At 68.5% G+C, this 23,256-nt stretch carries 19 protein-coding genes; 9 read left to right on the top strand and 10 right to left on the bottom strand.

The window, feature by feature from the left end; translation table 11 throughout:
• Window positions 1-69: 69 nt before the first annotated feature.
• Window positions 70-1,308: a NupC/NupG family nucleoside CNT transporter gene (locus DB30_RS04115; RefSeq protein ID WP_240480162.1), complete on the bottom strand. Its 1,239-nt coding sequence runs from the start codon at window positions 1,306-1,308 to the stop codon at window positions 70-72.
• Window positions 1,309-1,473: 165 nt separating this feature from the next.
• On the opposite strand from DB30_RS04115, the gene DB30_RS04110 reads away from it, so the two are divergent.
• The 4 genes from DB30_RS04110 to DB30_RS04095 all read left to right on the top strand — a co-directional run bounded on the left by DB30_RS04110 (window position 1,474) and on the right by DB30_RS04095 (window position 8,268).
• Window positions 1,474-3,930, top strand: coding sequence for a serine/threonine-protein kinase (locus tag DB30_RS04110; protein WP_052546653.1), 2,457 nt, complete (start codon window positions 1,474-1,476; stop codon window positions 3,928-3,930).
• A 72-nt stretch (window positions 3,931-4,002) separates the two neighbouring features.
• Window positions 4,003-6,363, top strand: a complete 2,361-nt coding sequence (locus DB30_RS04105) for a serine/threonine-protein kinase (protein WP_052546652.1) — start codon at window positions 4,003-4,005, stop codon at window positions 6,361-6,363.
• A 42-nt stretch (window positions 6,364-6,405) separates the two neighbouring features.
• Window positions 6,406-6,831 (top strand): alternative ribosome rescue aminoacyl-tRNA hydrolase ArfB, encoded by a 426-nt coding sequence (gene arfB, locus DB30_RS04100; RefSeq protein ID WP_052546651.1) that lies wholly within the window; start codon window positions 6,406-6,408, stop codon window positions 6,829-6,831.
• 18 nt (window positions 6,832-6,849) lie between these two features.
• Window positions 6,850-8,268, top strand: a complete 1,419-nt coding sequence (locus DB30_RS04095) for a DsbA family protein (protein WP_146658000.1) — start codon at window positions 6,850-6,852, stop codon at window positions 8,266-8,268.
• A 23-nt stretch (window positions 8,269-8,291) separates the two neighbouring features.
• Here the strand turns inward: DB30_RS04095 and DB30_RS04090 are convergent, their stop codons facing one another.
• Entirely contained in the window at window positions 8,292-9,281 is a 990-nt protein-coding gene (locus DB30_RS04090) for a carbamate kinase (RefSeq protein WP_276204328.1), read from the bottom strand.
• Window positions 9,282-9,292: 11 nt separating this feature from the next.
• The gene (locus DB30_RS04085) at window positions 9,293-10,633 is read right to left on the bottom strand and encodes an arginine deiminase (RefSeq protein WP_146657999.1); all 1,341 of its coding nucleotides are present in this window, start codon (window positions 10,631-10,633) and stop codon (window positions 9,293-9,295) included.
• Window positions 10,634-10,684: 51 nt separating this feature from the next.
• Here DB30_RS04085 and argF point away from each other — a divergent pair, with 51 nt between their 5' ends.
• The 4 genes from argF (at window position 10,685) to DB30_RS04065 (ending at window position 12,981) form a co-directional block, all read left to right on the top strand.
• The gene (argF, locus tag DB30_RS04080; RefSeq protein WP_052546647.1) at window positions 10,685-11,623 is read left to right on the top strand and encodes an ornithine carbamoyltransferase; all 939 of its coding nucleotides are present in this window, start codon (window positions 10,685-10,687) and stop codon (window positions 11,621-11,623) included.
• The gene (locus DB30_RS04075) at window positions 11,614-12,237 is read left to right on the top strand and encodes a hypothetical protein (protein ID WP_052546646.1); all 624 of its coding nucleotides are present in this window, start codon (window positions 11,614-11,616) and stop codon (window positions 12,235-12,237) included. Before argF ends, DB30_RS04075 begins: the two co-directional genes overlap by 10 nt.
• A gap of 101 nt (window positions 12,238-12,338) precedes the next feature.
• Window positions 12,339-12,755, top strand: a complete 417-nt coding sequence (locus tag DB30_RS04070; protein WP_052546645.1) for a helix-turn-helix domain-containing protein — start codon at window positions 12,339-12,341, stop codon at window positions 12,753-12,755.
• A 55-nt stretch (window positions 12,756-12,810) separates the two neighbouring features.
• The gene (locus DB30_RS04065) at window positions 12,811-12,981 is read left to right on the top strand and encodes a hypothetical protein (protein WP_153258214.1); all 171 of its coding nucleotides are present in this window, start codon (window positions 12,811-12,813) and stop codon (window positions 12,979-12,981) included.
• Window positions 12,982-12,997: 16 nt separating this feature from the next.
• On the opposite strand, the gene DB30_RS04060 is transcribed toward DB30_RS04065, so the two are convergent.
• On the bottom strand, window positions 12,998-14,407 hold the full coding sequence (locus DB30_RS04060; RefSeq protein WP_052546644.1) for a metallophosphoesterase: 1,410 nt from the start codon (window positions 14,405-14,407) through the stop codon (window positions 12,998-13,000).
• Window positions 14,408-14,893: 486 nt separating this feature from the next.
• On the opposite strand from DB30_RS04060, the gene DB30_RS04055 reads away from it, so the two are divergent.
• Complete coding sequence (locus DB30_RS04055) at window positions 14,894-15,712, top strand: SDR family NAD(P)-dependent oxidoreductase (protein ID WP_052546643.1); 819 nt, start codon at window positions 14,894-14,896, stop codon at window positions 15,710-15,712.
• Window positions 15,713-15,938: 226 nt separating this feature from the next.
• Here the strand turns inward: DB30_RS04055 and DB30_RS04050 are convergent, their stop codons facing one another.
• From DB30_RS04050 to DB30_RS04025, 6 genes are all read right to left on the bottom strand, one after another.
• Entirely contained in the window at window positions 15,939-17,741 is a 1,803-nt protein-coding gene (locus DB30_RS04050) for a DEAD/DEAH box helicase (protein ID WP_146657997.1), read from the bottom strand.
• Between the two features lie 150 nt (window positions 17,742-17,891).
• Window positions 17,892-18,755: a spermidine synthase gene (locus tag DB30_RS04045; RefSeq protein ID WP_052546641.1), complete on the bottom strand. Its 864-nt coding sequence runs from the start codon at window positions 18,753-18,755 to the stop codon at window positions 17,892-17,894.
• Between the two features lie 59 nt (window positions 18,756-18,814).
• Window positions 18,815-19,576, bottom strand: a complete 762-nt coding sequence (locus tag DB30_RS04040) for a DUF1295 domain-containing protein (protein ID WP_052546680.1) — start codon at window positions 19,574-19,576, stop codon at window positions 18,815-18,817.
• A 114-nt stretch (window positions 19,577-19,690) separates the two neighbouring features.
• Entirely contained in the window at window positions 19,691-20,665 is a 975-nt protein-coding gene (locus DB30_RS04035) for an NAD-dependent epimerase/dehydratase family protein (protein ID WP_052546640.1), read from the bottom strand.
• A 6-nt stretch (window positions 20,666-20,671) separates the two neighbouring features.
• Window positions 20,672-21,556 carry a hypothetical protein gene (locus tag DB30_RS04030; protein ID WP_052546639.1) on the bottom strand — a complete coding sequence of 295 codons (885 nt, stop codon included), beginning with the start codon at window positions 21,554-21,556 and terminating at the stop codon, window positions 20,672-20,674.
• Between the two features lie 26 nt (window positions 21,557-21,582).
• Entirely contained in the window at window positions 21,583-23,256 is a 1,674-nt protein-coding gene (locus DB30_RS04025; RefSeq protein ID WP_052546638.1) for a glutamate synthase-related protein, read from the bottom strand.

The following is a 23,256-nucleotide window of genomic DNA, read 5'->3' as shown; positions in this document are numbered from 1 at the left end:
CGAGCTGAGTTCGCTGCCCGGGGTGAACCAGTCCAACCGCCAGGGAGGGTGTCCCAGGTCGGCTCCGGCTCAGCCCGCCAACAGCGCGCCCGCCACACAGGCCGTCATGAAGTTGGCCAGGGTCGCTGCGATCAGCGCTCGGACACCGAGGTTGGCGATGTCCCCTCGCCGGCTGGGCGCGAGCGCCCCGAGCCCGCCGATCTGGATCCCGATGCTGGACACGTTGGCAAACCCGCACACCGCGAAGGTTGCGATCTGGTGCGAGCGGGTGCTGAGCGAGCCCATGACCTCGGACAATTGAATGAACGCGACGATCTCGTTGACGACCGTGCGGGTCCCAAGCACCCCACCCACGGTGATGCACTCGGACCAGGGCACGCCCATCAAGAACGCGACCGGGGCCATGATCCAGCCCAGCATGCGCTGCAAGGTCAGCGGCTCGCCGCCGATCTCGATCAACCCAAACCCGGCGTTGATCAGCGAGACCAACGCGATGAACGCGATCAGCATGGCGCCAACGTTGACGGCGAGCTTGAGCCCGTCGGTGGTCCCGTTGGCGGCGGCCAGCAACAGGTTGGAGTCCTCGTCCTTGGGCAGGTCGAAATTGCTCTGGCCCAGGGTCACCGGCTTGTCGTCCTCGGGGATCATCAGCTTGGCCGTGACCACGCAGGCCGGGGCCGTCATCGCCACCGCCGCGAGCAGGAACTTCATCTCGACGTTGCCGATCATCACGTAGGCGGCCAAGATCGCGCCCGATACCGTTGCCATGCCGCTGACCATGACCAAGAACAGCTCGCTCTTGGTCAGCCCCTCGAGGAACGGACGGATCGTCAGGGGCGCCTCGGTCTGGCCCATGAACACCGCGGCGCCAACCGACAGCGACTCGGCCCCGCTCGTGCCCATCGTCGCGACCATGACCTTGGCGAGCACGCCAACGATCAGCTGCATGACCCCGAGGTGGTAGAGCACCGCGAACAGGGCCGCCACGAACACGATCGTGGGCAGGATCTGAAACGCGAACACGACCCCGAAGCCGCTCTCGCCCCCACTCTTTGCGCCCAGCGAGCCAAACAAGAATTCCGAGCCCGCGTAGGAGTGCGCGAGCACGCCGGTCACGAACCCAGCCAGCGCCTCGAGCCCGACCTTGCCAGCCGGCACCCACAACAACAGCGCCGCGAAGGCCCACTGCAGGCCGACCCCCCACAAGACCACGCGCAGGCTGACCCGCTTGCGATCGCTCGAGAGCGCGTACGCGATCGCGAGCATGGTCAGGGCGCCGAAGATCGAGACGATGCGCGAGAGTCCCAAGGCCGGGCCATGCTACGGGATTGGCTGGGGGATCGGGGGTCCGACCACCAGGCGGATCCATCAACGAAGCGCCTCATGCGCGATTCCGTCTGACCGTCACCCTGTACCAACGACCAAACGTCACCCAGCTTGGCAGGCCTGCACCGGCATCTGATAGGTTTCGGCATGGCCCAGACCGAAGGGGACGACGCCACCTCCGTCGTCCGCACGGGCGTCAAGATCGGTGACGTGTTCGCCGAGCGCTACGAGATCCAGCAGCTGCTTGGGCGCGGCGGCATGGGGTCGGTGTTTCGTGTCCACGACCGGGAGGTCGCGGAGGTGGTCGCCCTCAAGCTGCTCGACGGCTCGATCGCCAGCCCCGAGGCGGTCGAGCGGTTCCGCCGGGAGGTCCGGCTGGCGCGACGCGTCACCCACCGCAACGCCGCGCGAACCTACGATCTGGGCGAGCACGAGTCCTGGCGGTTCTTGACGATGGAGTACGTCGACGGCGAGAGCCTGCGGACCTTCCTGGGTCGGCAGCAGCTCAGCTGCGCGCGCGCGGTCGGGTTCGCCCAGCAGATCGCGGAGGGCCTGGCCGCGGCCCACGAAGCCGGGGTGATCCACAGGGATCTCAAGCCCGCCAACGTGCTGGTCGAGCGAACGGGCCGGATCGTTCTGACTGACTTTGGGATCGCGCGGGCCATGCAAGGCAACGACGCCACCTTGCAGACCGGCGGCCTGCTTGGCACCCCGGCGTACATGGCACCCGAGCAAGTCTCGGGCGAGCGGGTCGGCGAGCGGGCCGATCTCTACGCGCTCGGGCTGATCCTCCACGAGATGCTGACCGGCCGGCTGCCGTTCACGGGCGGATCTCCAATGGCGATCGCGCTCGCCCGGCTCCACCAACCGCTGCCCGACTTCGCCGCCGATCCCAAGATCCCGCCGCCCCTCGTCAACGTGCTCACGCGCTGTCTCGCCCGCGAGATCGGCGATCGCATCGAGTCGGCCAGCGCGCTCGCGGAGCTGCTTGGCGGGGTCTGCAGCGAGGTGGGTCCCGACGATCGCACGCTGGGCATGCCGGCCGCGCGCGACAGCTCCCGCGCTGGGGGTTCCGCCCAGGCCCTCGCCATGTCCGTTGCCGTGACCTCGGCGATGCCCGGCAGCCGGCCCAACCCCACCCCGTCTGCGCTCGGCACCCCCACCCCAACCGGCGGGCGCGCCCTCGCGGTGCTGCCGTTTCGGTTCCGCGGCCCCGAGGACGAGCGCTACATCGCGGAGGCGCTCAGCGACGAGCTGATCGATGTGCTCTCGACCATGCGGGGGCTGCGGGTCTCGGGCAGCGGCGCCACGGCCCGGTTCGCCGACGCCGGTGATCGGGACCCTCGCATGATCGGCAGCGATCTTGGCGTCGACGTGATCGTTGACGGCACCGTGCAGCTCGCGGGCAAGCGCGTGCGGATCTCGGCCCGGCTGCTCGACGTGAACAGCGGCTTTCAGCTGTGGAGCGAGCGCTACGATGGCGCGCTCGAGGACGTGTTCGAGCTGCAAGACAAGATGGGCCGGCGGATCGCAGAGGCGCTGCGGCTCGAGCTCGAAGACATCGCCCACCGCGGTGACGCGCCGCTCGAGGCGATCGAGTTCTACCTGCGCGCGCGGCAGCTGGCCCGCACCTGGGACTGGAAGGGCCCGTCCGGCGCGCTGGCCCAGTACGAGAAGTGCCGCGAGCTCGCCCCGCAGTTCAAGCCAGCCATGGCCGGTCACGCGATCGCCTGCTTGCGCGCGTGGTTCTTGCCAAGCTGGAAGCCCGACGAGCCAGACTGGGAGACGCTGGCCTGCGACGCCGTCGCGCTGGCTGTGTCCGGCGCCCCCGAGCTCGCCGAGACCCACCTCGCCGCGGCGATCCACGCCGTCCAGCACGGCCACTACAAGCCCGCCGCGGAGTCCCTGCGTCAGGCCCTGCGGATCGCCCCGACCTACGCCGCCGCCCACGAGTACCTGGGTCGGCTGCAGATCGAAGCCGGCCGACCCGAGCAGGGCGTCGACCACCTCGAGCTCGCCTTCGAGCTCGACCCGGGCCTGATCCGATCGATCCAGGACATCGCCCGCTACCGAGCGCTCGACGGCGATCTCGACGGCTACCGGGAACAGCTCGCGCGATTTTACGCCGCGACCGGCCGCGACAACGATCTTCCGATCACGACCCTCCAGATCCGCGTGGCGGGGTGGTACGGCGACCACGAACAGCTCGCCGAGGCCCGCGCCCGGCTCGGTGACAGCATCCCCAACACCTTCGCGCTGGTGTCCTACGCGAGGGTCATGACGCTCCCCAAGGCGAGCGCCGATGACCTGCGCGCGGCCTTCGAGGGTGTGTTCGAGGTGACCCGAAACCCCCGCTTCGCCTCGCTGGTGCGCCAGCTCGGGGCGGAAGCCGCCATGTTTCACGGTCTCGAAGATCTGGCCATGGAGTACATCCAGCTGGCCGCCGCGGGGGTGCTCGTCGACTTTCACTGGCTCGAGCACTGCCCGTTGTTCTCGCCGCTGCGGCACCGGCCGGAGTTCGAGGCCGTGCGAACAATCGTGCGAGGCCGGGCGGAAGCTGTGTGGGCGGCTCCGAGCGTGAGCGCGACCCAGACCAGCCGCTGAGCTTCGCGGGGCCCGTTTTCGCGCGGCCACGTGACCATCCCCGGTCGGCGATCCGTCTGGTAGCGTGAGCATGTGGCCGACACGGTGGCCGAGGACCAACCAACCGATCGCCTGCAGTCGGGGATCGTGATCGGTCAGTGTTTCGCCGAGCGCTACCTGCTCGAGGCGCTGCTGGGGCGCGGGGGTATGGGCGCGGTCTATCGCGTCCGCGACCTCGAGCTCAACGAGGTCGTCGCGCTCAAGCTGCTCGATCTCACCAGCGAGACCCCCGACGGCATCGAGCGATTTCGCCGCGAGGTTCGGCTCGCGCGACGGGTCACCCATCGCAACGCCGCGCGCACCTACGACCTTGGCGAGCAAGACGGACGCCGGTTCCTGACCATGGAGTACGTCGATGGCCAGGGCCTCGACGCGCTCACCCGCGGGCGTCGACTCGAGCGCGCGACGGTGCTCGACATCACGGTTCAGATCGCCGAGGGCCTCGCGGCCGCCCACGCGGCCCAGGTCGTGCACAGGGATCTCAAGCCCAGCAACGTGCTGGTCGAGGGCACCAACGCCGACACGGGTCGCGCCGGTGGCCGGGTGATCATCACGGACTTTGGCGTCGCCCGCGGCCTGCATGGATCCGACGCCACCCTCAACACCAACGGGACCGTGGGCACGCCGGCCTACATGGCGCCCGAGCAGCTCGCTGGTGAGCCGCTCAGCTCGGCCACCGACGTGTACGCGCTTGGGCTCATGCTTCACGAGCTGCTCACGGGCGAGCTGCCGTTCTCGCGGACCGGCGCCGAGCCGGGGTCGGCGGTCAACCTCATGCAGGCCGCGCTCGCGCGGCTCCACGAGCCCCCGCCAGATCTAGCGGCCACCCACAACCTGGATCCTGGGCTCGCGCAGCTGCTCTCGCTGATGCTCGCGCGCGAACCAAGCGAGCGCCCAAGCGCCGATCGGGTGGCCGCAGCGGTCGCCGAGCTGCTCGCCGAGTTGGTGGCAGCGCAGGCGAGTGACAACGCCGACAACACCCCCGCGCTGGTCCGACAGCTCGCGCTCGCGGTGTTGCCCTTCTCGCACCGCGGACCCGCTGACAGCGCCTATATCGGCGAGGCCCTTGGCGACGAGCTGATCGATCTGCTGGCGCAGACCAACGGCCTGCGGGTCTCGGGCGGCGGCGCCACGGCCCGCTACGCCAACCGCCGCGATCGCGACCCGCGAGAGATCGGCCGCGAGCTGGGCGTCGACGCGCTCGTCGACGGCACGGTCCAGGTGGTCGGGGAGCGGGTCCGCATCTCGGCCCGCCTGCTCGATGGGGCGACCGGTTTCCAGCGCTGGAGCGAGCGCTTCGAGGGATCGATCGGCGACGTGTTCGAGCTGCAAGACAAGCTTGGCAAGCGCATCGCCGAGGCGCTGCGGCTCGAGGTCGAGCACTCGGTCCACCGCGGCGACGCCACCCCGGAGGCCGTCGAGCACTACCTGCGCGCGCGCCAGCTCGCCCGGCTGTGGAAGTTCAAGGAGCCCGACGGCGCGATCGAACATCTGCAGCGCAGCCTGACGCTGGCGCCAAGCTTCAAGCCCGCGCTGGCGGCCTACGCCAACGCGTGCATGCATGCGTGGTTCTTGCCGCGAACGGACGAAGAGCCCGACTACCAGAGCATGGCCGAGCAGGCGATCGAGGTCGCGCTCGGGTGGGCGCCGGAGGTGGCGGAGACCCACCTGGCCGCGGCCCGCTGGCACACCCAAGCCGGCGACTACCGCAGCGGCGCGCGCTCGCTCTCGTACGCCCTCACGATCGCCCCGACCTACGCGTCTGCGCTGGCCTACCTCGGCCAGCTGCAGGTCGAAGGCGGGCGCCCGCTCGCGGGGATCGACAACCTCGAGCTGGCGTTCGAGCTCGAACCCAGCTTGGCGTTTTGCCTGCCCCCGATCGCGCGGTACCACGTGCTGCGCGGTGAGGTCCCTTCCTACGACGGCTGGCTTGGCCGCTACTACGCGGTCGAGCCTCGGCCCACGGACTTCCCGGTCGTGCTGCTGCAGCTGCGGGCCGCGAATTGGCTTGGCGATCCGGCTCGCCTCGCTGGCCCTGCCGCTGCCATGGCGGATCTGCTCGCGCCCGGGTCGCCGATCTACGAGTTCGCCGCGACGCTGTGGCTCGATCCGCTCACGGCGGACGAGCTCGTCGCGCGGGTCGAGCAGGCGCTGCCGTTGGTGCCCAACCCTCGGTTTCGCACGACCGTTTTGCAGGTCGCGTGCGAGGCCGCGATGCGCCACGGTCACCCGCAGCTGGGGCTGCGCTGGCTCGCGCTCGCGGGAGAGGGACCGCTCGCAGACGCCGATTGGTTGGAGCACTGCGCCGCGTTGGAGCCGCTGCGATCGGAGCTGCTGTTTCGCCAGATCAAAGCAACGGCGCGCGCGCGAGCCGACGCGATCTGGTGGCGCTGAGCGGGTGGCGCTGGCGGGGATCGTCGCTACACTGCGCGCGCCATGGAGAACCTGACGGTGACCAGCGACATCGAGATCCCCGCGCGCGAGCTGTCGTGGACAGCGGTCGCAAGCGGCGGTCCGGGCGGGCAGAACGTCAACAAGGTCGCGACGAAGGTGCAGCTGCGCTGGGCGTTGGCGAGCTCGTCGGTGCTGCCGGCTTGGGCGCGGGAGCGACTGGTCGCGCTCGCAGGCAGAAGGGTCGATGGCGACGGCAACGTGTTGATCTCGAGCTCCAGCGCGCGGAGCCAAGATCGAAATTTGGAGCTGGCGCGCGAGCGACTGGCCGGGTTGGTTCAGGCGGCGCTGGACCGGCCAAAGTCGCGTCGGGCGACGCGCCCGAGCAAGGCGGCGAAGCGGCGGCGATTGGATGAGAAGCGTCGAGTGAGCCAAAAGAAGGCTGGGCGCCGCGCTGGCGGCGAGGATTAACCGCGTATAGTGCTCGGCATGCGCTCTGCTGCTGCTTGGGCCCGTCCCGCGTTCGGCGTCATCCTGTTCCTGTGCGCGTGGGTCCTGGCGTGCCACCAACCCACGGCCAACATCACCCCATCCACGCCATCCACGCCGCCCGCGGCCGAGCCAAGTGGCTTCGCAGACGCCCCCAGCGTGATCGTAGAGGCCCCGGTGCGCGCCCCGGTCGGGCCGGTCCTCGACTGGCGCTTAGTCGGCTCCGACCTCGCGCATCTCATTGAAGGTGAGCGCTATCGCGTCGACTACGACGGCGATCACCCATGGGCTGGCGCGAGCACGCCCTTGGTCACGATCGTCATGTTCTATGATTATCAGTGCCCCTACTCGCAGCGGCTCAATGGGGTCATGCTCGATCTGCTGCAGCGCTATCCGCAGCGGCTGCGCGTGGTCTGGCGGCAGTTCCCGCTCGACATGCACGCGCAGGCCAAATTCGCGTCTGCGGTGGCGCTCGCGGCTCATGGCCAGGGTCAGTTCGCGTTCATGCACGAGTGGCTGTTCGCCAACAACCGCGCGCTGAGCCCCGAGACGATCGCGCAACAGATCGTGGGCGCGGGGATCGACACCCAGCGGCTGCTCGCCGAGGTCTCCAACAATTTCCACGCCGAGCGGGTCGAGGCCGACATCGCGTTTGGCCAGGCCTTCGCGGTCCGCTCGACCCCCAGCTTCTTCGTGAATGGTCGTCCGTTTCGTGGGGCCCGGTCGCTCGAGGAGGTCGACGCGATCGTCCGCGAGGAGCTGCTCGTCGCCGAGCGCCTGCTGCAAGCCGGCGCCCCACCCGACCAAGTCTGGGCCCGGATCCTGGCCGCGAGCGCCGCGGAGCGAGCCGCCGACGTCCGGCCAACGACCACGCCAGCGCCACCCCCGATCCCAACCCAGCGGTTTGCGACCCAGCTCAGCGGCCTGCCCGAGCGCGGCGCGAACAAGCCAAAGATCCAGATCCTGATGTGCGGCGACTTCGACTGCCCGTTCTGCCAGCGCAGCACCGCGACGCTGCAGCAGCTGCTCCAAGATCACAAGGGCGACCTCGCCGTCTACTTTCGCCACCACCCGCTGGCGTTTCACACCACCGCTCGCGCCGCCCACCGAGCCGCGGTCGCGGCCGAGAACCAGGGCCAGTTCTGGCCGATGTTCGACGCGCTCTATGCCAACCAAAAGCAGCGCAGCGACGCCGAGCTCGAGGACATGGCCAAGCAGCTCGGGCTCGACATCAAGCGCTTTCGTCGCGACATCGCGGACCCCAAGACCGACGAGCGCATCGACGAGCAGGCCGCGTTCTGCGAGCAAGACCTCGACGCCAAGGGCACGCCCACGTTCTTCATCAATGGCTTGGTGCTGACGGGCGCCCAGCCGATCGCGGCGTTCGAGCAGATCATCCAGCAAGAGCTGTCGCCCTGAACCACCGTGTTCCTGGGCTGTCTTCAGATCCGGCCAACGAAGTGGGTGCCGGCCCGGCCGTCGAGCGCGTCGACAAGGCTGTGGGCGTCGGTGATCAGCCCGCGTCGGCCCCCGCGCTGCAAGAACCCGTAGATCGCCTCGACCTTGGGCCCCATCGAGCCAGCGGGAAAGTGGCCTTCGTCAATGTAGCGTCGGCACTCGGCCATGGTCACCGCGCCCAGTCGGGTCTCGTCGTCGGTGCCCCAGTTGATGTACACGCCGTCGACGGCGGTCAGGATCACCAACAGATCCGCGCGCACGTCGGTCGCCAGCACGCTCGAGGTCAGGTCCTTGTCGATCACCGCCTCGATCCCAACATAGTCGTTGGACGTCGCGTCCTTGGTGACCGGGATCCCCCCGCCGCCGGCCGCGATCACGATGTGGCCCCGGTACGCGGCCTCGCGGATCATGTGGCGCTGGATCACCTTCTTGGGCCGCGGCGAGGCGACCACGCGTCGCCAGCCGCGCTTGCCGTCGAGCTTGATCGCCCACCCGTGTTCAGCCTCGCGCTGCTTGGCGACCGCCTCGGTCATTGACGGACCGACCGGCTTGGTCGGGTTTGCAAACGCGGGGTCGCCCTCGTCAACCAGCACCTGCGTGATCACGGTGACGACATAACGACGAACGTCGCGCTGGCGCAGCTCGTTGAGCATGGCCCGCTGCAGGAGGTAGCCCAGGCTGCCCTCGGTCTCGGCGACCAATACATCGAGCGGGCGCGTGGGAATGTGGTCGCGGGTCCGCTCGACCTGATCGAGCAGGTCGCCCACCTGCGGCCCGTTGCCGTGGGTCAAGACCAGGTTGTAGCCAGCCTCGATGAACACCATCAGCGCGCTACAGATCGCGCGCGCGTTCTGGGTGGCCTGCTCGTGGGTGCCCCGCTCGCCCGGCAACATGAACGCGTGACCGCCCATGGCGACGACGACCGTCGGTGTAGGGGAGGCAGGAGCCGCTCGCGAAGCCTGAATGTCGTCCACTTGCGTCAATGCTAGCAGGATCGGACGTCGCGGCGCAGCGGCATGGTCAAGCACCGTCCCCCACCCCGCCCGCGGGACAGCTCGCTGCCCGAGAATCCAAACACGGTGCGCTGGGCGGCCATGCCTGCGCGGACCAGCTCGCGCCGATGATCGGGCTCTTGCACGACGCTGACCCGCGCGTGCTCGAAGCCGAGCTCCGCCAGCGCCTCGATCGTGCGAACGTTGCGGCTGTACAAGATGATCTTGCCAGGCGCGAGACAGATCGCGTTGGCGCCGTCGGTCCACTGCTCGCGCTCTTGGTGCAGCGGGTCCTCGCCGCCACAGGGCACCAGCTTGGTGTCATTGCCAAACGACTCGCGCAGCACATCGAGCACGCTCTGCTGCTCGCGCAGCTGCGGCGCGCGACCCGGGGCCAGACACACGACCCCGGCCCCGCCCGCGGCCAGCGAGCGGCGCAGCAGCGGCGCGTGACCCAAGAACAGCCCGACGTCGACCTGGGTCAGCACGGTGTCGAGGTGCATCATCGAGCGCTGCTGCGGCAGCATGACCACGTACACCCGCTCGAGCTTGGGGAAGCTGGGGAACAGCACGTCGCGGGCCAGGAACTCGATGGTCTGGGGCTGGCTGCGCTCGGAGCAGCCGATCATGATGACCTCGGGGGACAAGACCAGCACGTCGCCCCCTTCGAGCCCGCTGTGTGACTCGGGCATCGTGTGGGCGTCGGCGAACGACAGCTCGCCCGCGATCCCATGCTCGGACCACTCGAGCGCGAACCCGGCCAGCAGCGCCTCGCGGGCGCGGGCCGGCGTCGCCATTCGCGAGACGACCAGGCGATCGTAGATCGCAATGCAGGGGTCGCGCATGAACATCAGGTTGGGCAGAGGATTGAGCGCCATGTCGCGCGGATCGAAGATCCCCGCGCGGATCCGGGCCAAGCTGGGCGGGACCTCGGGGACGTCGGCCCAATTGATCCCGCAGACCAAGCCACGGGCCAGCGCGTCGCTTGGCCAGCGCGCCAGCTTGGCGCTGAGCTCCCCGACCCCGGCCAGATCACAGATCCGATGGACCAGCTGCTCGAGCGCGGCGACCGGCGCCCGCGTGATCGCGTCGGCCAAGAGCGTCGTGATCTCCACGACCTCGGCCCCGGCGTCGCTGAGGATCTGGGTCATCAGCTCGTGCTCGCGCGCGGTCTCGGCCGGCGACAGCAGATCGTCGAACAACAGGCGCTCGAGGTCCCAATGGGTCATCCGCACGATCTCGTCGCCCGGCTGGTGGACAACGACCTTGCGCAGCGGGCTGATCTCGTCGTTGAGTTGAACGGGGGTGCGCATGGCGTCCAATCGAGGGTTCACGTTGCGTTGGTGGCGACTCCGCTGTCAAGCCCAGGTTAGAATCCACCGCCCATGACTCGTCACCTCCGAAGCCTCCTCGATCTGAGCCCCGCGGACACCATGCGCGTCGTCGATCTCGCGATCGAGATCAAGACCGACCCCAGCAGCTGCGTGACCGCGCTGGCCGGCAAGTCGATCGCCATGATCTTCGCCAAGCAGTCCACGCGCACGCGCATCTCGTTCGAGGTCGGCATCTCGCAGCTCGGCGCGCAGTCGCTGGCGCTGAGCACCAGCGGCGGCGCGGGCATGCAGATGGGCCGCGGCGAGTCGATCCACGACACGGCCAAGGTGCTCTCGCGCTACGTCCACGCCATCGTGATCCGCACCTTTGGCCAGGACCACGTCGACGGCCTCGCCGAGCACGGCTCGATCCCGATCATCAATGCCCTGACAGACATGTATCACCCGTGTCAGGCGCTCGCCGACCTGCAGACGATCCGCGAGCACCACGGCACGACCAAGGGCAAGCGTCTGGTCTGGGTTGGCGCGGGCAACAACGTCGCGCACTCGCTGATGCTGGCCGGACCGCGCGCGGGCATGGACGTGGTCTGCTGCTGCCCGCGCTCGCTCCCACCCAACGCCTTCGTGCTCGATCAGGCCCGGGCCGACGCGGCCGCCGCCGGCACCAAGATCGAGCTCTCGCACGACCCCCACGCCGCGGTCGTCGGCGCCGACGTGATCTACTCGGACACCTGGGTGAGCATGGGCGAAGAGGCCGAGGCCACGCGCCTGCTGCAGCTGCTCGCCGACTTCGAGGTCGACGAAGACCTCATGACCCGCGCCGGCCCGCAGGCGATCTTCATGCACTGCCTGCCTGCCCACCGCGGCGAAGAGGTCACCGACGAGGTCATGGACGGTCCGCAGTCGGTCGTGTTCGACCAGGCCGAGAATCGCCTGCACGCCCAGAAGGCCCTGCTGATGTTGCTGCTTGGGGCGCGCGCTTGGAGCTGAGCCTGCGCTGGCTTGGCCTGATCGGCTTGCTCGGCTTGCTCGCGCTGGTGACTCCAGCGTGTGAGGCGAAGACGCCCGAGGTCCAGCCCACACCCACACCCACGCCCGCGCCTGCGCCCACGCCCCTGACACCCAAGCCGGGGCGATTGGTCGACGCCAAGGGCCAAGTGTCCGTGCTGATCCCCGAGCAGCCGGGCTGGGAGTGTCTCGAAGAGGCCCACGGCCAGCAACAGGCGACCGCCGTCGCGCTCCGCTGCCGGCGCCAGGATCGCCACGAATTCTTGTTCCTCTCGGCCAAGGCCAGCCGCCAACCCCCCGAACAGCGGACGGATGCACAGACCGTGTTGATGTCGCTGTATCGAGCGGACAACGAGGCGTTCTTCCAGCGCGTCGAGTACCTCGATGACCACGCCGCGACCGTCGCTGGCGCCCAGGGCTGGGAGGCGGAGCTCGTCGCCGAGCACGCGCGGCTTGGCTCGATCCGCAAGCGCGAGCGCCTGGCGATCATCGGGGATCGGCTGTTCGCGATCTCGGCCGAGGGCGCCCCCGAGCAGTGGGCAGCCCACGAGGCCGAGATCGAGCGGTGGTTCGCCACCGTCGAATTTGCCCACTGAGACGGGCTGGCCCAAGAGCTCCGAGAGTCACCGTTCGCGTGCGACGCCGCGGTGGCGCTCGCGTCCCTTACGGTCGGCGACCCCGGCTCCAACGTGGGTTTGTGAACGAAGCCAAGCCCGCCCCCAGCAAGCCCGAGGTCCACATTCACGTCGTCGCCGACGACGACGCCAGCCGCATCAGCGCGGTGCTCGAGGCGCTCGGCTTCGAGGTCGTGCGCCAGCTCGACGAGGGCCACGGCAGCGCCCGGCTGGAGTGGGCGGTGCAGCGGCTCACGCAGCGCCATCGGCTGACAAGTCGCGAGTCCGAGGTGCTCGCGGGCGTGCTCGATGGGTTTGACAACCGCGTGCTCGCCAAGCACTTGAGCATCACCCGCGCGACCGTCAAGTGGCACGTTCACAACGTCTTCGCCAAGGTCGGCGTCGGCAGCCGCGAGGCCCTGCTCCGGGCCGCCCTGCAGCTCGGGCGGCTCGACGAGCACTGGGCCGGGCCGCACGAAGTGACGACCAAGATCGAGTGACACGCGCCCGAGCGCGAGCCTGCGATCCAAGCGCGGGTCGTAGGCGGGATGGACAATGCCCATCCCGCCCCCGATCCCGATCCCGATCCCCGATCCCGATCCCGATTTCGATCCCGATCCCGATCCCGATCCCGATCCCGATCCCGATCCCGATCCCGATCCCGCCCGTGGGAAGCCCGTCACCGAGCCGCCCACGAGCGGGCGAGATGCCTGCGCCCGAGCTTAGACCCGCTCCGAACACCCTACGCGGACTGTTTGGAGCGACGCCGGCCACGACCCACGCACAGCAAGACCAGCAGCCCAAGCGCGGCTGGCAGCGGCCGACTTGGCGTGCTGCTGCTGCTGCAGCTGCAGCCCGCGTCGTCGTCGCCAAAGTTGAAGTCGGGCCCCCAGTCCATGCCGCCGGTCTCTCCGTCGGACCCGGTGCCATCGTCACCGGCCTCGTCGCCGCCGCCGGTCACGTCGCCGTCTCCGTCACCGCCGGTCGTGTCGCCGTCGCCGTCTCCGGTCATGCCGTCGCCGCCCGCGTCTGCCGTGTCGCCGGTGTCGCCGTCGCCGGTGTCACCGTCACCAGTGTCTCCATCACCGTCGCCATCACCGCTGCCGCTACCGCCTTCGCGAATGATGTCGTACTCGTCGATGATCTCGCCCGCGATGTTCTTGTAGTACCCGTGCGCCTTATAGGGATCGCCGTCGACGTTGAAGTCGATGAACAGCACCCCGCCCGACTCGGGGTTGAAGTCGTCGATGACCATCTCGTTCTTCACATACAGATCAGAGGTGTAGATGCTTGCCCACCAGGTGTCGTCGTCGTGCTTGTCCGCGTCAAAGTCCCGCATCCCGCGGCCGCCAAGACCGGTCACGCTGACGAAGGTGCTGCCCTCGCCAACGATCACCTCGGCCGCGTCCCCGGTCGCGCCGTGGCCCTTGGGCTCGCTGCCTAGCTCGGTCAGCGACAAGGTCCGCGAGTAGGCGTGCTCGTGACCCGTGATGATGATGGCGCCTTCGTCCTGGCAAGCTTGGTACACACCCCAGCCGGTGTCATTGGTCTTCGAGCCGGTCTGCATGTCGGTCATGTTCTTGTGCCAGATGCACACCGACCAGATCGCGTCATTCGCCTCGAGCTGCTCGCGCAGGTAGTCCGCGCTCTCGTCCTTGCCGTCCATGACGCCAACGCCAGACATGGCCATGAACAGCCCCTTGTAGGTGCACACGCTGTTGCGACCCGGCTCGCCTTCACAGATCGCGCCGTCGTCGATCGCGTTCTGCATGCGATCGAGCAGCTTGGCCTGATAGCCACTTCCGCCGTCCCACTTGTCCTCGTCGTGGTTGCCCACCACCGCGAAGATCGGGTAGTCCTCGCCAAGCCGATCGACGTTGTTGTTGTCCCAGGTCGAGGGGCTGTCGCCGTAGTCGAAGTCACCTGCGATCACCAAGAACGCCGCGCCCTCGTCCTTGACCAGATCGAGCACTGCGAGTGTATCGCTGCTGTCCCCTTGGTCACCAAAGAACGCGACCCGAAGCCCCTCTGGGGTCGCGGTTGGCCCGTCAGACTGGCCTGGCTCCCGGTCGGCGACCGTAGGGTACGCACGCGGCGTGTCGTTGCCATCATCATCGCACGCGATGAGACCAACGAGAGCGAGTGGAAACATGAGAGTGGGAATGCGTGGATTGCGTGGCATATCTCAATATGAACATTGAACCTCGGTGCCACATTGATACAATGCGCAGATCGCAACTATCGACAGGGCGAGATCGCGCCCAGCTCGACATACGCGTGGCAGCCTCCTGCCATTGTCTCTGCCATGAGTGTATGATTAAATCAATGACCGAATTGAGCGTTGATTCACCACAGTGAAGCGTGGCATTTGGATCAATGTTCACGACATCCTGAAAAGACAGCACTTTGACTCCGTGTGCCAATAAAGCGATGCCGCGCGCGCGGACCAAATCGCCACAGCTGGACGGGAGCGCAGCGGCGATACGCGACACCTCGTTGCCGCATCACGAGCGCCCGCGCCCGTGGAGCGAAGTCCGCGCATCGCGCAATTCATCGACTAACGGCGCCCCACGGCGAATTCAGGCGCTCGCGGGCCCCCTGCTTCTCGTTGGCCCGGGTCTACGGCATACATGGGCCCATGCGCTTTCGCGACCGCACCATCATCATCACCGGCGCGTCACTCGGGGTCGGCCGCGCGACGGCCGAGCTGTTTCACCGCGAGGGCGCCAACGTGGTCATGGTCGCGCGTCGGCTCGAGCCGCTCGAGCAGGCCGCCGCCGCGCTCGGGGACGGCGACCGAACGCTCACGATCGCCGCCGACGTGGCCGACAACGAGGCCCTCGCCCACTTGGTGCGCGCGACCGTCGAGCGCTTTGGTGGCATCGGGGGCCTGGTCAACAACGCCGGGGCGCACTTTCGTGGTCCGGTCGCCACGCGCGAACCCGACGAGCTGTCGCTGATGGTCGACGTCAACCTCCGCGCCCCGATCGCGCTCTCGTCCATGGTCCTGCCCCACCTGCGGGCCAGCGGCGGATTCATCGTCAACGTCGCCAGCCTCGCGGGCAAGGTCCCCCTCGACGGCGCAGCGACCTACTCGGCCACGAAATTCGGCCTGCGGGCGTTCAGCTACGCGATGGCCGAGGAGCTGCGTGGGACCAACGTGAGCGTGTCCGTGGTCAGCCCGGGGCCGATCGACACCGGCTTCATCATGGACGAGCTCGACGAGGTCGAAGACATCGTGCTCTCGCAGGAGATCTGCAGCGCCGAAGATGTCGCCCAGATGATCCTCGCGTGCGCGAGCGATCAACGCGTCGAGCGGGAGTTTCCGGTGTCAGGGGCCAAGCTGGCGACCCTGGCCTATCTGGTCCCCGGTCTGCGTCGCTGGCTCAAGCCCAGGCTCGTCGCCAAGGGCGCGGCGCAAAAGGCACGCCTGCGCCGCGACCGGGGTGGCGGCTGAATCCAAGGATCGTATTCGCGACGAAATGCGTGGGCGGTATCTCGCCCGATTTTCAGCGAATGGATCCAGGCCGGGGTTCAATGTGCAGTCATGGAGTGTACATTGCTGTCCTAAAGCACTCAGTCCGGCCCCTCGTGCCATTCACGAGTGTACGCAAAAGAGCGCCAACAGATGGGACGCCCCCACCCATTGACGCTGGCTTGACCGCGCCCGCGAAGACCCGCGACTAACGCGGCTTGCGAGGGCCCTTGTTGCGCGGGCGAAACGCGGGGCGCTTACCTTCGCGATTACCCCGATCGTTGGGACCACCGTGGTCACCCCTGGCCTGATTGCCATGGTCCGCATGGTCCCCACGCCCGTTCATGACCTCGATGTGCAGGCCCGGGTCGCGCGAGTCCGGCACCCGGGCGCGCGACTCGAACTGCGTGGCCACGCTCTGCGCGACCTCGAAGGTGCTGCTGCGGACTTCGATCCGCAGGGCCCCGATCGCTTGGCTGGAGATGTCCCCGCGTCGGCAAATGTGGGCGAGCAGCCGGGCCGGCGTCGCGCCAGCGCGGTGGCCCCAGTTGATCGAGTAGCGCTGGTACGGCCCCTCGTAGGATCCGCGTGGACCCGAGCGCGACCCGTCGGACCGACCGCGCGAGCGAGGCCCAGCGTCCGAGCGATCGTTCGAGCCCCCGCGAGCGCCGCGGGCCTCGACCGGCGCGATCTCCATGGGCTCGCGCGGGAGCGGCGGGTCGGCGATCTCGAGCAGGCGCGAGACCAGCAGCTCGGGGGAGAACCGGGCCAGCAAGGTCTGGGCGTACTCGAGCTGCTCTTCGCTGGGTGACTCGTCAGCCGAGAGCTGATCATGCAGCTGCTTGCGCAGCTTCTTGCGCAAGGTCTTGCGGACCTTGGCCGGGGTCATTGGCGCGACCCAGCTGCCCTCGATCTTGGCGAGCGACCACAGCCTTCGGATCCGCCCCTCGGCCTGCGGAGCGACCAACAGCAGGCTCTTGCCCTGCTGCCCGGCGCGACCCGTGCGACCGCTGCGGTGGGTGTAGGCCGATGGATCTTCGGGCAGGTCGTAGTGCACGACCATTGAGATGTCGGCGACGTCGATCCCCCGCGAGGCCACGTCGGTTGCGACCAGCGTCTTGACCAGGCCGTTGCGAAACGCGTTGAGGGTGCGGGAGCGCTGGGCCTGCGGCAGGTCGCCGCTGAGCGGCAGCGCCGAGAAGCCATCCGCGGCCAGGTTCTCTGCGAGCTCGGCCGCGTCGGCGCGACGCCGGACAAACACCAAGCAGCGCTCGTCTTGGGTCAAGATCAGCTCGTTGATCAGGGCGGCGTAGCGATCGTTGGGGCGGACCCGGAACGCGACGTGCTGGATGTCTTCGTTGGCCTCGCCGAGCTTGGTGCCCTGGATGTGGAGGTACTGGCCCTGGAAGTTGTCGGCGAAGGTCCGGACCTGACGCGGGAAGGTTGCCGAGACCAGGTGGCTCAGGCGCTCGCTGGGGAGCTGCTCGATGATCGCCTCGAGCTCGTCGCGAAAGCCCATGTCGAACATCTGATCAGCCTCGTCGAGGACCACGTGCTTGACCGCGCTGCAGTCGAGCGCGCCGCTGCGCATGTGATCGAGCATGCGGCCCGGCGTGCCCACGACCAACCGGGGCCGCCGCTCGAGCGCTCGCCGCTCGCGACTGATGTCGGTGCCGCCAGTGACAACGGTGACGTACATGCCGCTCAAGTTGGCGTACAGCCACGAGAGCTCCTCGCGGACTTGGTTGGCGAGCTCCCGCGTGGGGGTGATCAAGATCGCGCTGGGGCTGTTGCCGGGCTCGCGCTCGGTGTTGGCCAGCTCGTCGTGGAGCGCGATGCCGATCGCAACCGTCTTGCCCGACCCGGTCTGGGACGAGATCCGCAGGTTCTTGCCGACCGCTTCTTGCTCGACCACCGCTCGCTGCACGGCGGTCAAGGCCTTGAAGCCCTTGAGCTCCATCGCAGCACGAAGCGCAGGCGGTACACCCGTGAATGACTCATCCTCAATCATGACGAACTGGGCGTCTACTAGCTGCGTTCGTCAGCGAACGCAAATGTGTCGGGCGCACGGTGCTAAACCGAGACACGCGCGCGACTGGATGACGGCGTCGCCACCGGGATGACGGCGTCGCCACCGGGATTGCGTGGGCGGCGCTGAATTCTACCGATAGTCGGGCATCTGCCCGTATTCGTCGGTCTCGAACCGGTCGCCTGCGCGGTTCTTGATGCGCAGCCGGGGCACCCGCGCGTGGCTGAGAAAGCGCAGCTCGGCGGCGGGCTTAGTTCGCAGGACCTGCGGGGTCTGGCTGGCGATCACGAAGTCTGCCCAATTGTCGTCGTCGCCGCCGTCGACATCTGCCGCGGCGTCTAGATTGGCGAGCATCGGGTGCAACCATGCAAACGAGGCCTCGACGGCGGCGCAGATCGGCCAAAAGCCCGCCGGATCCAGGCTGACCTGGATCGAGACGACGCTGTGTGCGTGGGTGATCGCCGCGAGCTGGCGAAAGAACGCGGGCGCGAACAGGCGCGAGAGCTCGGGGCTGGTCACCGCCGGGAAGTCGCAGATGACGACGTCATAGCGCACGTCCGCGGTCTCGACGAAGGCCAGCGCGTCGGCGGCGATGACCTGCGCGCGCGGATCCGCCAGGCTGTTTTCGCTGAGCGCGACCAGCTCCGGGACCGTGCGCGTCATGGTCAACACGCACGGATCTAGCTCACACAGCGTGACCTGACGGACCGCGGGATAGCGCAGCACGTTGCGCAAGGCCAAGCCGTCACCGCCGCCGAGGATCAACACGCTCGCCGGCGACGCAGCCATCATGATCGGCGTGTCCGCGAGCACCTCGTGAAACACGTGCTCGTCCTGCGAGCGAAACTGCCAGACGTCGTCGAGGGTGAGGTTGATGTGTCCGCTGGGCTCCTGCGCCAGCACGATGTCCTGGAACGGCGATCGCTGGCTGAACAGCACCCGCTCGGACTCGTGCCCGGACTCATGCCCGGACTCATGTTGGTCTGCTTCGCTCATCACCTTCGCGCCCTGCCTATACTCCGCCCAGCGTCAGCGCGCGAGCGCGGGCTTGTCGCTCACAGCACGAAGGGGATCACGGCTTTTCGCTGATCGGGGTAGTCCGGGAAGGTCTCGCGATACCAGCGATGATTGACCAGCGCCCGCGGCCCAATGTTGGCGATCGTGAACAGCATGAACGCCAGCCCGGGAGCCGACCACGTTGCGACCGCCCAGCCGGTCCACTCCAGCATCTCACCCAAGTAGTTGGGACACGAGATGTACTCGTAGAGCCACCCGCGCGGGACCTTGTAGCCTTGCTCGCCGGGCTTGCGCAGCGCGATCAAGATCGCGTCGGCCTTGACGTTGATCAGCCACCCACCCAAGAACAGCGCCGCGCCAATCCACAGGCGCGGGTCGCTGAGCCAGGCGACGTCGTAGCTGCCAAATTCGGAGATCCAGCGGGCGTTGACGTAGACGTTGAGCACCTGAAACCCAAACGCCATCGCGCAGACCACCACCGGCATGGTCTTGCCCTCGTTGCGCATGCGAAACGGGTAGACGAAGGTCCGCTGGACGTAGTGAAACTGCCACATGCCCAGCAACAGCAAGGGCACCAGCTCGAACCGGTGCTCACCCTGAAAATAGATCCACGCGAACAGCAGCACCGCCGGCGACTCCATCACGATCCAGCCAAGCCGCGCTGGCATGCTTGGACCCCAGCTGGACTTGGTGTGGCGTCCGTAGGGTGCGGTGATCCGCGAGACCGCGACGAAGGTGACCAGGGCCAGACCGATCATCACCCAGGTGAGGGTCCGGTGAAACTCGGGGCTGTCCAGCATGGCCGCGATCGATAGCATGATCGGACAGGCCGGCTCGGTGGACCAATCCACGAAGGCGTCCGCGAGCGGGCGAGACGCCCTCGCCCGAGTGCCCGAGCTGAGACCAGCCGCGGATCAGCGCGCGAAGTAGGCCAGCGAGTCTGCGACCGTGTCGGCCAGCGGGCGCGGGGCGTGGCCGAGCTCTGCGCGCGCCTTGGCGCTGGAGATCGAGCGGTTCGAGACCAGGACGTCGAGCGACTCGCGCGTGACGCTTGGCTCGCGCCCGGCCACCCGCGAGGCGAGCCGGGCAAAGGGGACGCCCAGCCGCGCCGCCCAGACCGGACTTGCCCATCGTGGGGCGCGCGCGCCCCCTGCCCGCTCGACCAGCTTGGCCAGCTCGCGCAGGGAGTACCAGGCGTTGCCCAAGATGTAGTTCTCACCGCGCCGACCCTGCTCACCTGCCGCGATGACCCCAAGCGCCACGTCGCGCACGTCGACGAAGTCGAAGCCCCCGTCGAGCACGGCCGGGAGCTTGCCGGCGCTCAGATCCACCAGCAGCTGGCCCAGCCGCGAAGGCCCAAAGTCGACCGGACCCATGATCCCGGTTGGATTGAGGATCACCGCGTCGAGGCCCGCGTCGATGTGCTCGTGCACGACCCGCTCGCCGAGCGCCTTGCTGCGATCGTAGGCGCTGTGCTCGGACGAGTCCGCGACCTGTCCGCGGCGTTCATCGAGGATCTCGTCGCGCGGATCCATGTCGTAGGCGTGGACCGAGCTGACGTGGACCAGGCGGTCAACGCCGCGCTCGACGCAGGCGCGGGCGACGTTGCGGGTGCCCTCGACGTTGACCCGATGCACGTTCCCTTTGGGATCGCCGTCGAGCGAGATGACCCCGGCCAGGTGATAGACCCGGCGGGCCCCCTCGAACGCGGGGCCAAGGCTGGCGGGCTCGCACACGCTGCCCTCGACCCGCTCGAGCGGACCCTGAAGGCCGTCGAGCGCGGCGGCGCTGCGGTGAACGAGGGCCCGGACCGACTCCCCGCGCTCGAGCAGCGCGCGGACTACATTGGCGCCGAGGTGGCCCGACGCGCCCGTGACGACGACCGTCATACCAGGCTACCCGAGCATGCCTTCGCAGGCGGCCAAGGCCGAGCGCAGGAATTTGATGAAGCGCTCTGCCTGGGGGTTGCGCAGCGCCGTCGAGGTCAGCACCGCGCCAACCCAGCCGTCCTTGTGCCAGATCCCGCCGCCTTCGAGCGGCGGGAGCTCGGGCGCGGCGGGATACGGCCAAGGGGTGACGTACCAGTAGGCGTCGGCGTAGCTGCCGTCGCCGGGCGTCATGCCCACGCCCAGGCTGCGGGTGACCTCGCTGTGGGGATCGTTGGCGTGCTCGCGCTCGACCACCAGCAGCGTTGCGATGTCGAAGTGGTGCGGCCAGCAGCGGACCTCGGTCGCGCGCGCGTCGTGGCTGCGGAGCTCTCGCAGCGCCCGATCGCCGTTGGAGAACCACCGGGTCAGCTCCCGCAGCGCGTGGGGTTGCCAGCCGCCAAACGGCTCGCCTGCGCCGTTTGGATCGACGCGGTGCGCCGGCAAGGCGTGGCGGGGCCGCGCGAGCTCGAGCTGCGGCTGGCCGATCGCGGTGGCGACCGCGGCGGTCAGCCAGTCCAGGGCCTCGCTGAACCGGCGGCCTTCGAGCGGGAGCGTTGCGACCGTCTGCTGCCCGCTCAACAGCTCGATGCTCACGTCTGGGAACCGCAGCAGCGCGCGCACGGATGGATCGGTGTCGCTGGGCTTGCTCAGCAACCCCTGGCGAGTCTCGGACCACTCGAGGTTGGTGTGCGAGTCGTCGCTGCGAGCGGCACACAGCGTGTTGCCGATCGCAGAGACCAGCTGCGCGGCCCAGTGCAGCTGCAGGCGCGTGTCCTCGAGATCGCTCGAGCGCGGTCGCGTGAGCGCCTGCCAATTGGCGACGGTGTCTGGAAAGTCGAAGCTATCAGCCATGATGGTGGTGAGCGCTGCGGTGGACTCTAGCCGACGCCGCCGTAGGAAACCCCGCTCAGCGCGGCCATCTCGCGATCCCAGGTGGTGAGATCATGCAGCGAGAATTCGCGCAGGTGCGAGTGACCGCACGCCCGCGCCATGATCTTCATGAGGTCGACCGTTGCGGTGAAGAAGCGGTGCAGCTGGCGCGCAGACTGGTCGATCTCGAGGCGCGCGCGCAAGTGCGGCTTTTGAGTGGCGATGCCGACCGGACAGTTGTTGGTGTGGCAAGCCCGCATGCCCAGGCAGCCGATCGCCTGCAGCGCCGCGTTGGACACGGCGATCGCGTCAGCCCCGAGCGCGAGCGCCTTGCAGAAGTCGCCCTCGGTCCGCAGGCCGCCGGTGATCACGAGCGTGATCTGCCCCCCACCCGCGCCGCCAGCCCGCTCGCCGCGGCGTCGATCCAGGTGCCGTCGCGCGCGCGCCAGCGCGGGGATCGTGGGCACCGAGATGTTGCCCTTGAACAGCTCGGGCGCGGCCCCAGTGCCGCCGCCGCGACCGTCGAGGATCAGGTACTCGCAGCCGATCTCCAGGGCGAAGTCGATGTCCGCTTCGATGTGCTGGGCCGACAACTTGAAGCCGATCGGGATCCCACCGCTGACCTCGCGGACCTGGTCGGCGACCCGGCGAAAGTCGGCGACGGTGTGGAGGTCGGGGAACGTGGCCGGGCTGATCGCGGGCTGGCCCTCGGGCAGCCCGCGAACCTGGGCGATCTTGCCGATGACCTTGGTGCCGGGCAGGTGCCCGCCGGTGCCAGTCTTGGCCCCCTGCCCGCCCTTGAAGTGAAACGCTTGGCAGCGGGCGACCTTGTCGAGCCTCCAGCCAAACCGCGCCGAAGCCAGCTCGTAGAAGTAGCGCGAGTTGGACTGCTGCTCCTCGGGCAGCATCCCACCTTCGCCCGAGCAGATGCCCGTGCCCGCGAGCTCGGCGCCGCGGGCGAGGGCGATCTTGGCCTCCTCGCTGAGCGCTCCGAAGCTCATGTCGCTGACGAACAAGGGGATCTCGAGGCGCAGCGGCTTTTTGGCGGTTGGGCCAATGATGACCTCGGTGCCGACCGGGGCGTCGTCGAGCAGCGGCTGGCGAGCCAGCTGGGCCGTGAGGACCTGAATGCTGGTCCAGCGCGGCAGCTCGGTCAGCGGCACGCCCATCGCCGACGTGGGACCGTGGTGGCCGGTCTTGCTCAGGCCGTCGCGCGCGAGCGCCCGGATCCGCTTGTTGAAGGGCTCTTCGGCGGCCGGGTGGGTGTCGGCGTAGTTGCCCTGGTACGCGCTGCGATCGAAGGGCTGGGGGTGCTCGAGCGCGAAGCGTTCGACCTCGTGCCGATCGACGCTGACGCTGTCTGCCTGGCGATCGATCGTCGCGGTGAATTTGTGCAGGACCTCGTGGTTTGCGTAGGCGCTGACCCCCGTGTCGAGCCGGTAGTCCCAGTCATGGACGCCGCAGATCAGGTTGGGCCCGTCGACGTGGCCATCTGACAGCAGCGCGCCGCGATGCAAGCAGCGACCGTAGAGGACCGAGACCTGGTCGTCGTAGCGGACCACGACCAGATCGATGTCGGCGACCAGGGCGTGGGCTGGCGCCCGGTCCTGGAGCTCGCTCCACTTGGCGACCACAACTGGATCGAGGGCAGGCTTGGGTGGATTTGCGTGGGGATCCGGCAT

Source organism: Enhygromyxa salina (genome assembly GCF_000737335.2).
GTDB classification, from domain to species: domain Bacteria; phylum Myxococcota_A; class Polyangia; order Nannocystales; family Nannocystaceae; genus Plesiocystis; species Plesiocystis salina_C.
Note: the sequence above shows the minus strand (reverse complement) of the source record. Positions and strands in the feature narration are given on the sequence as shown.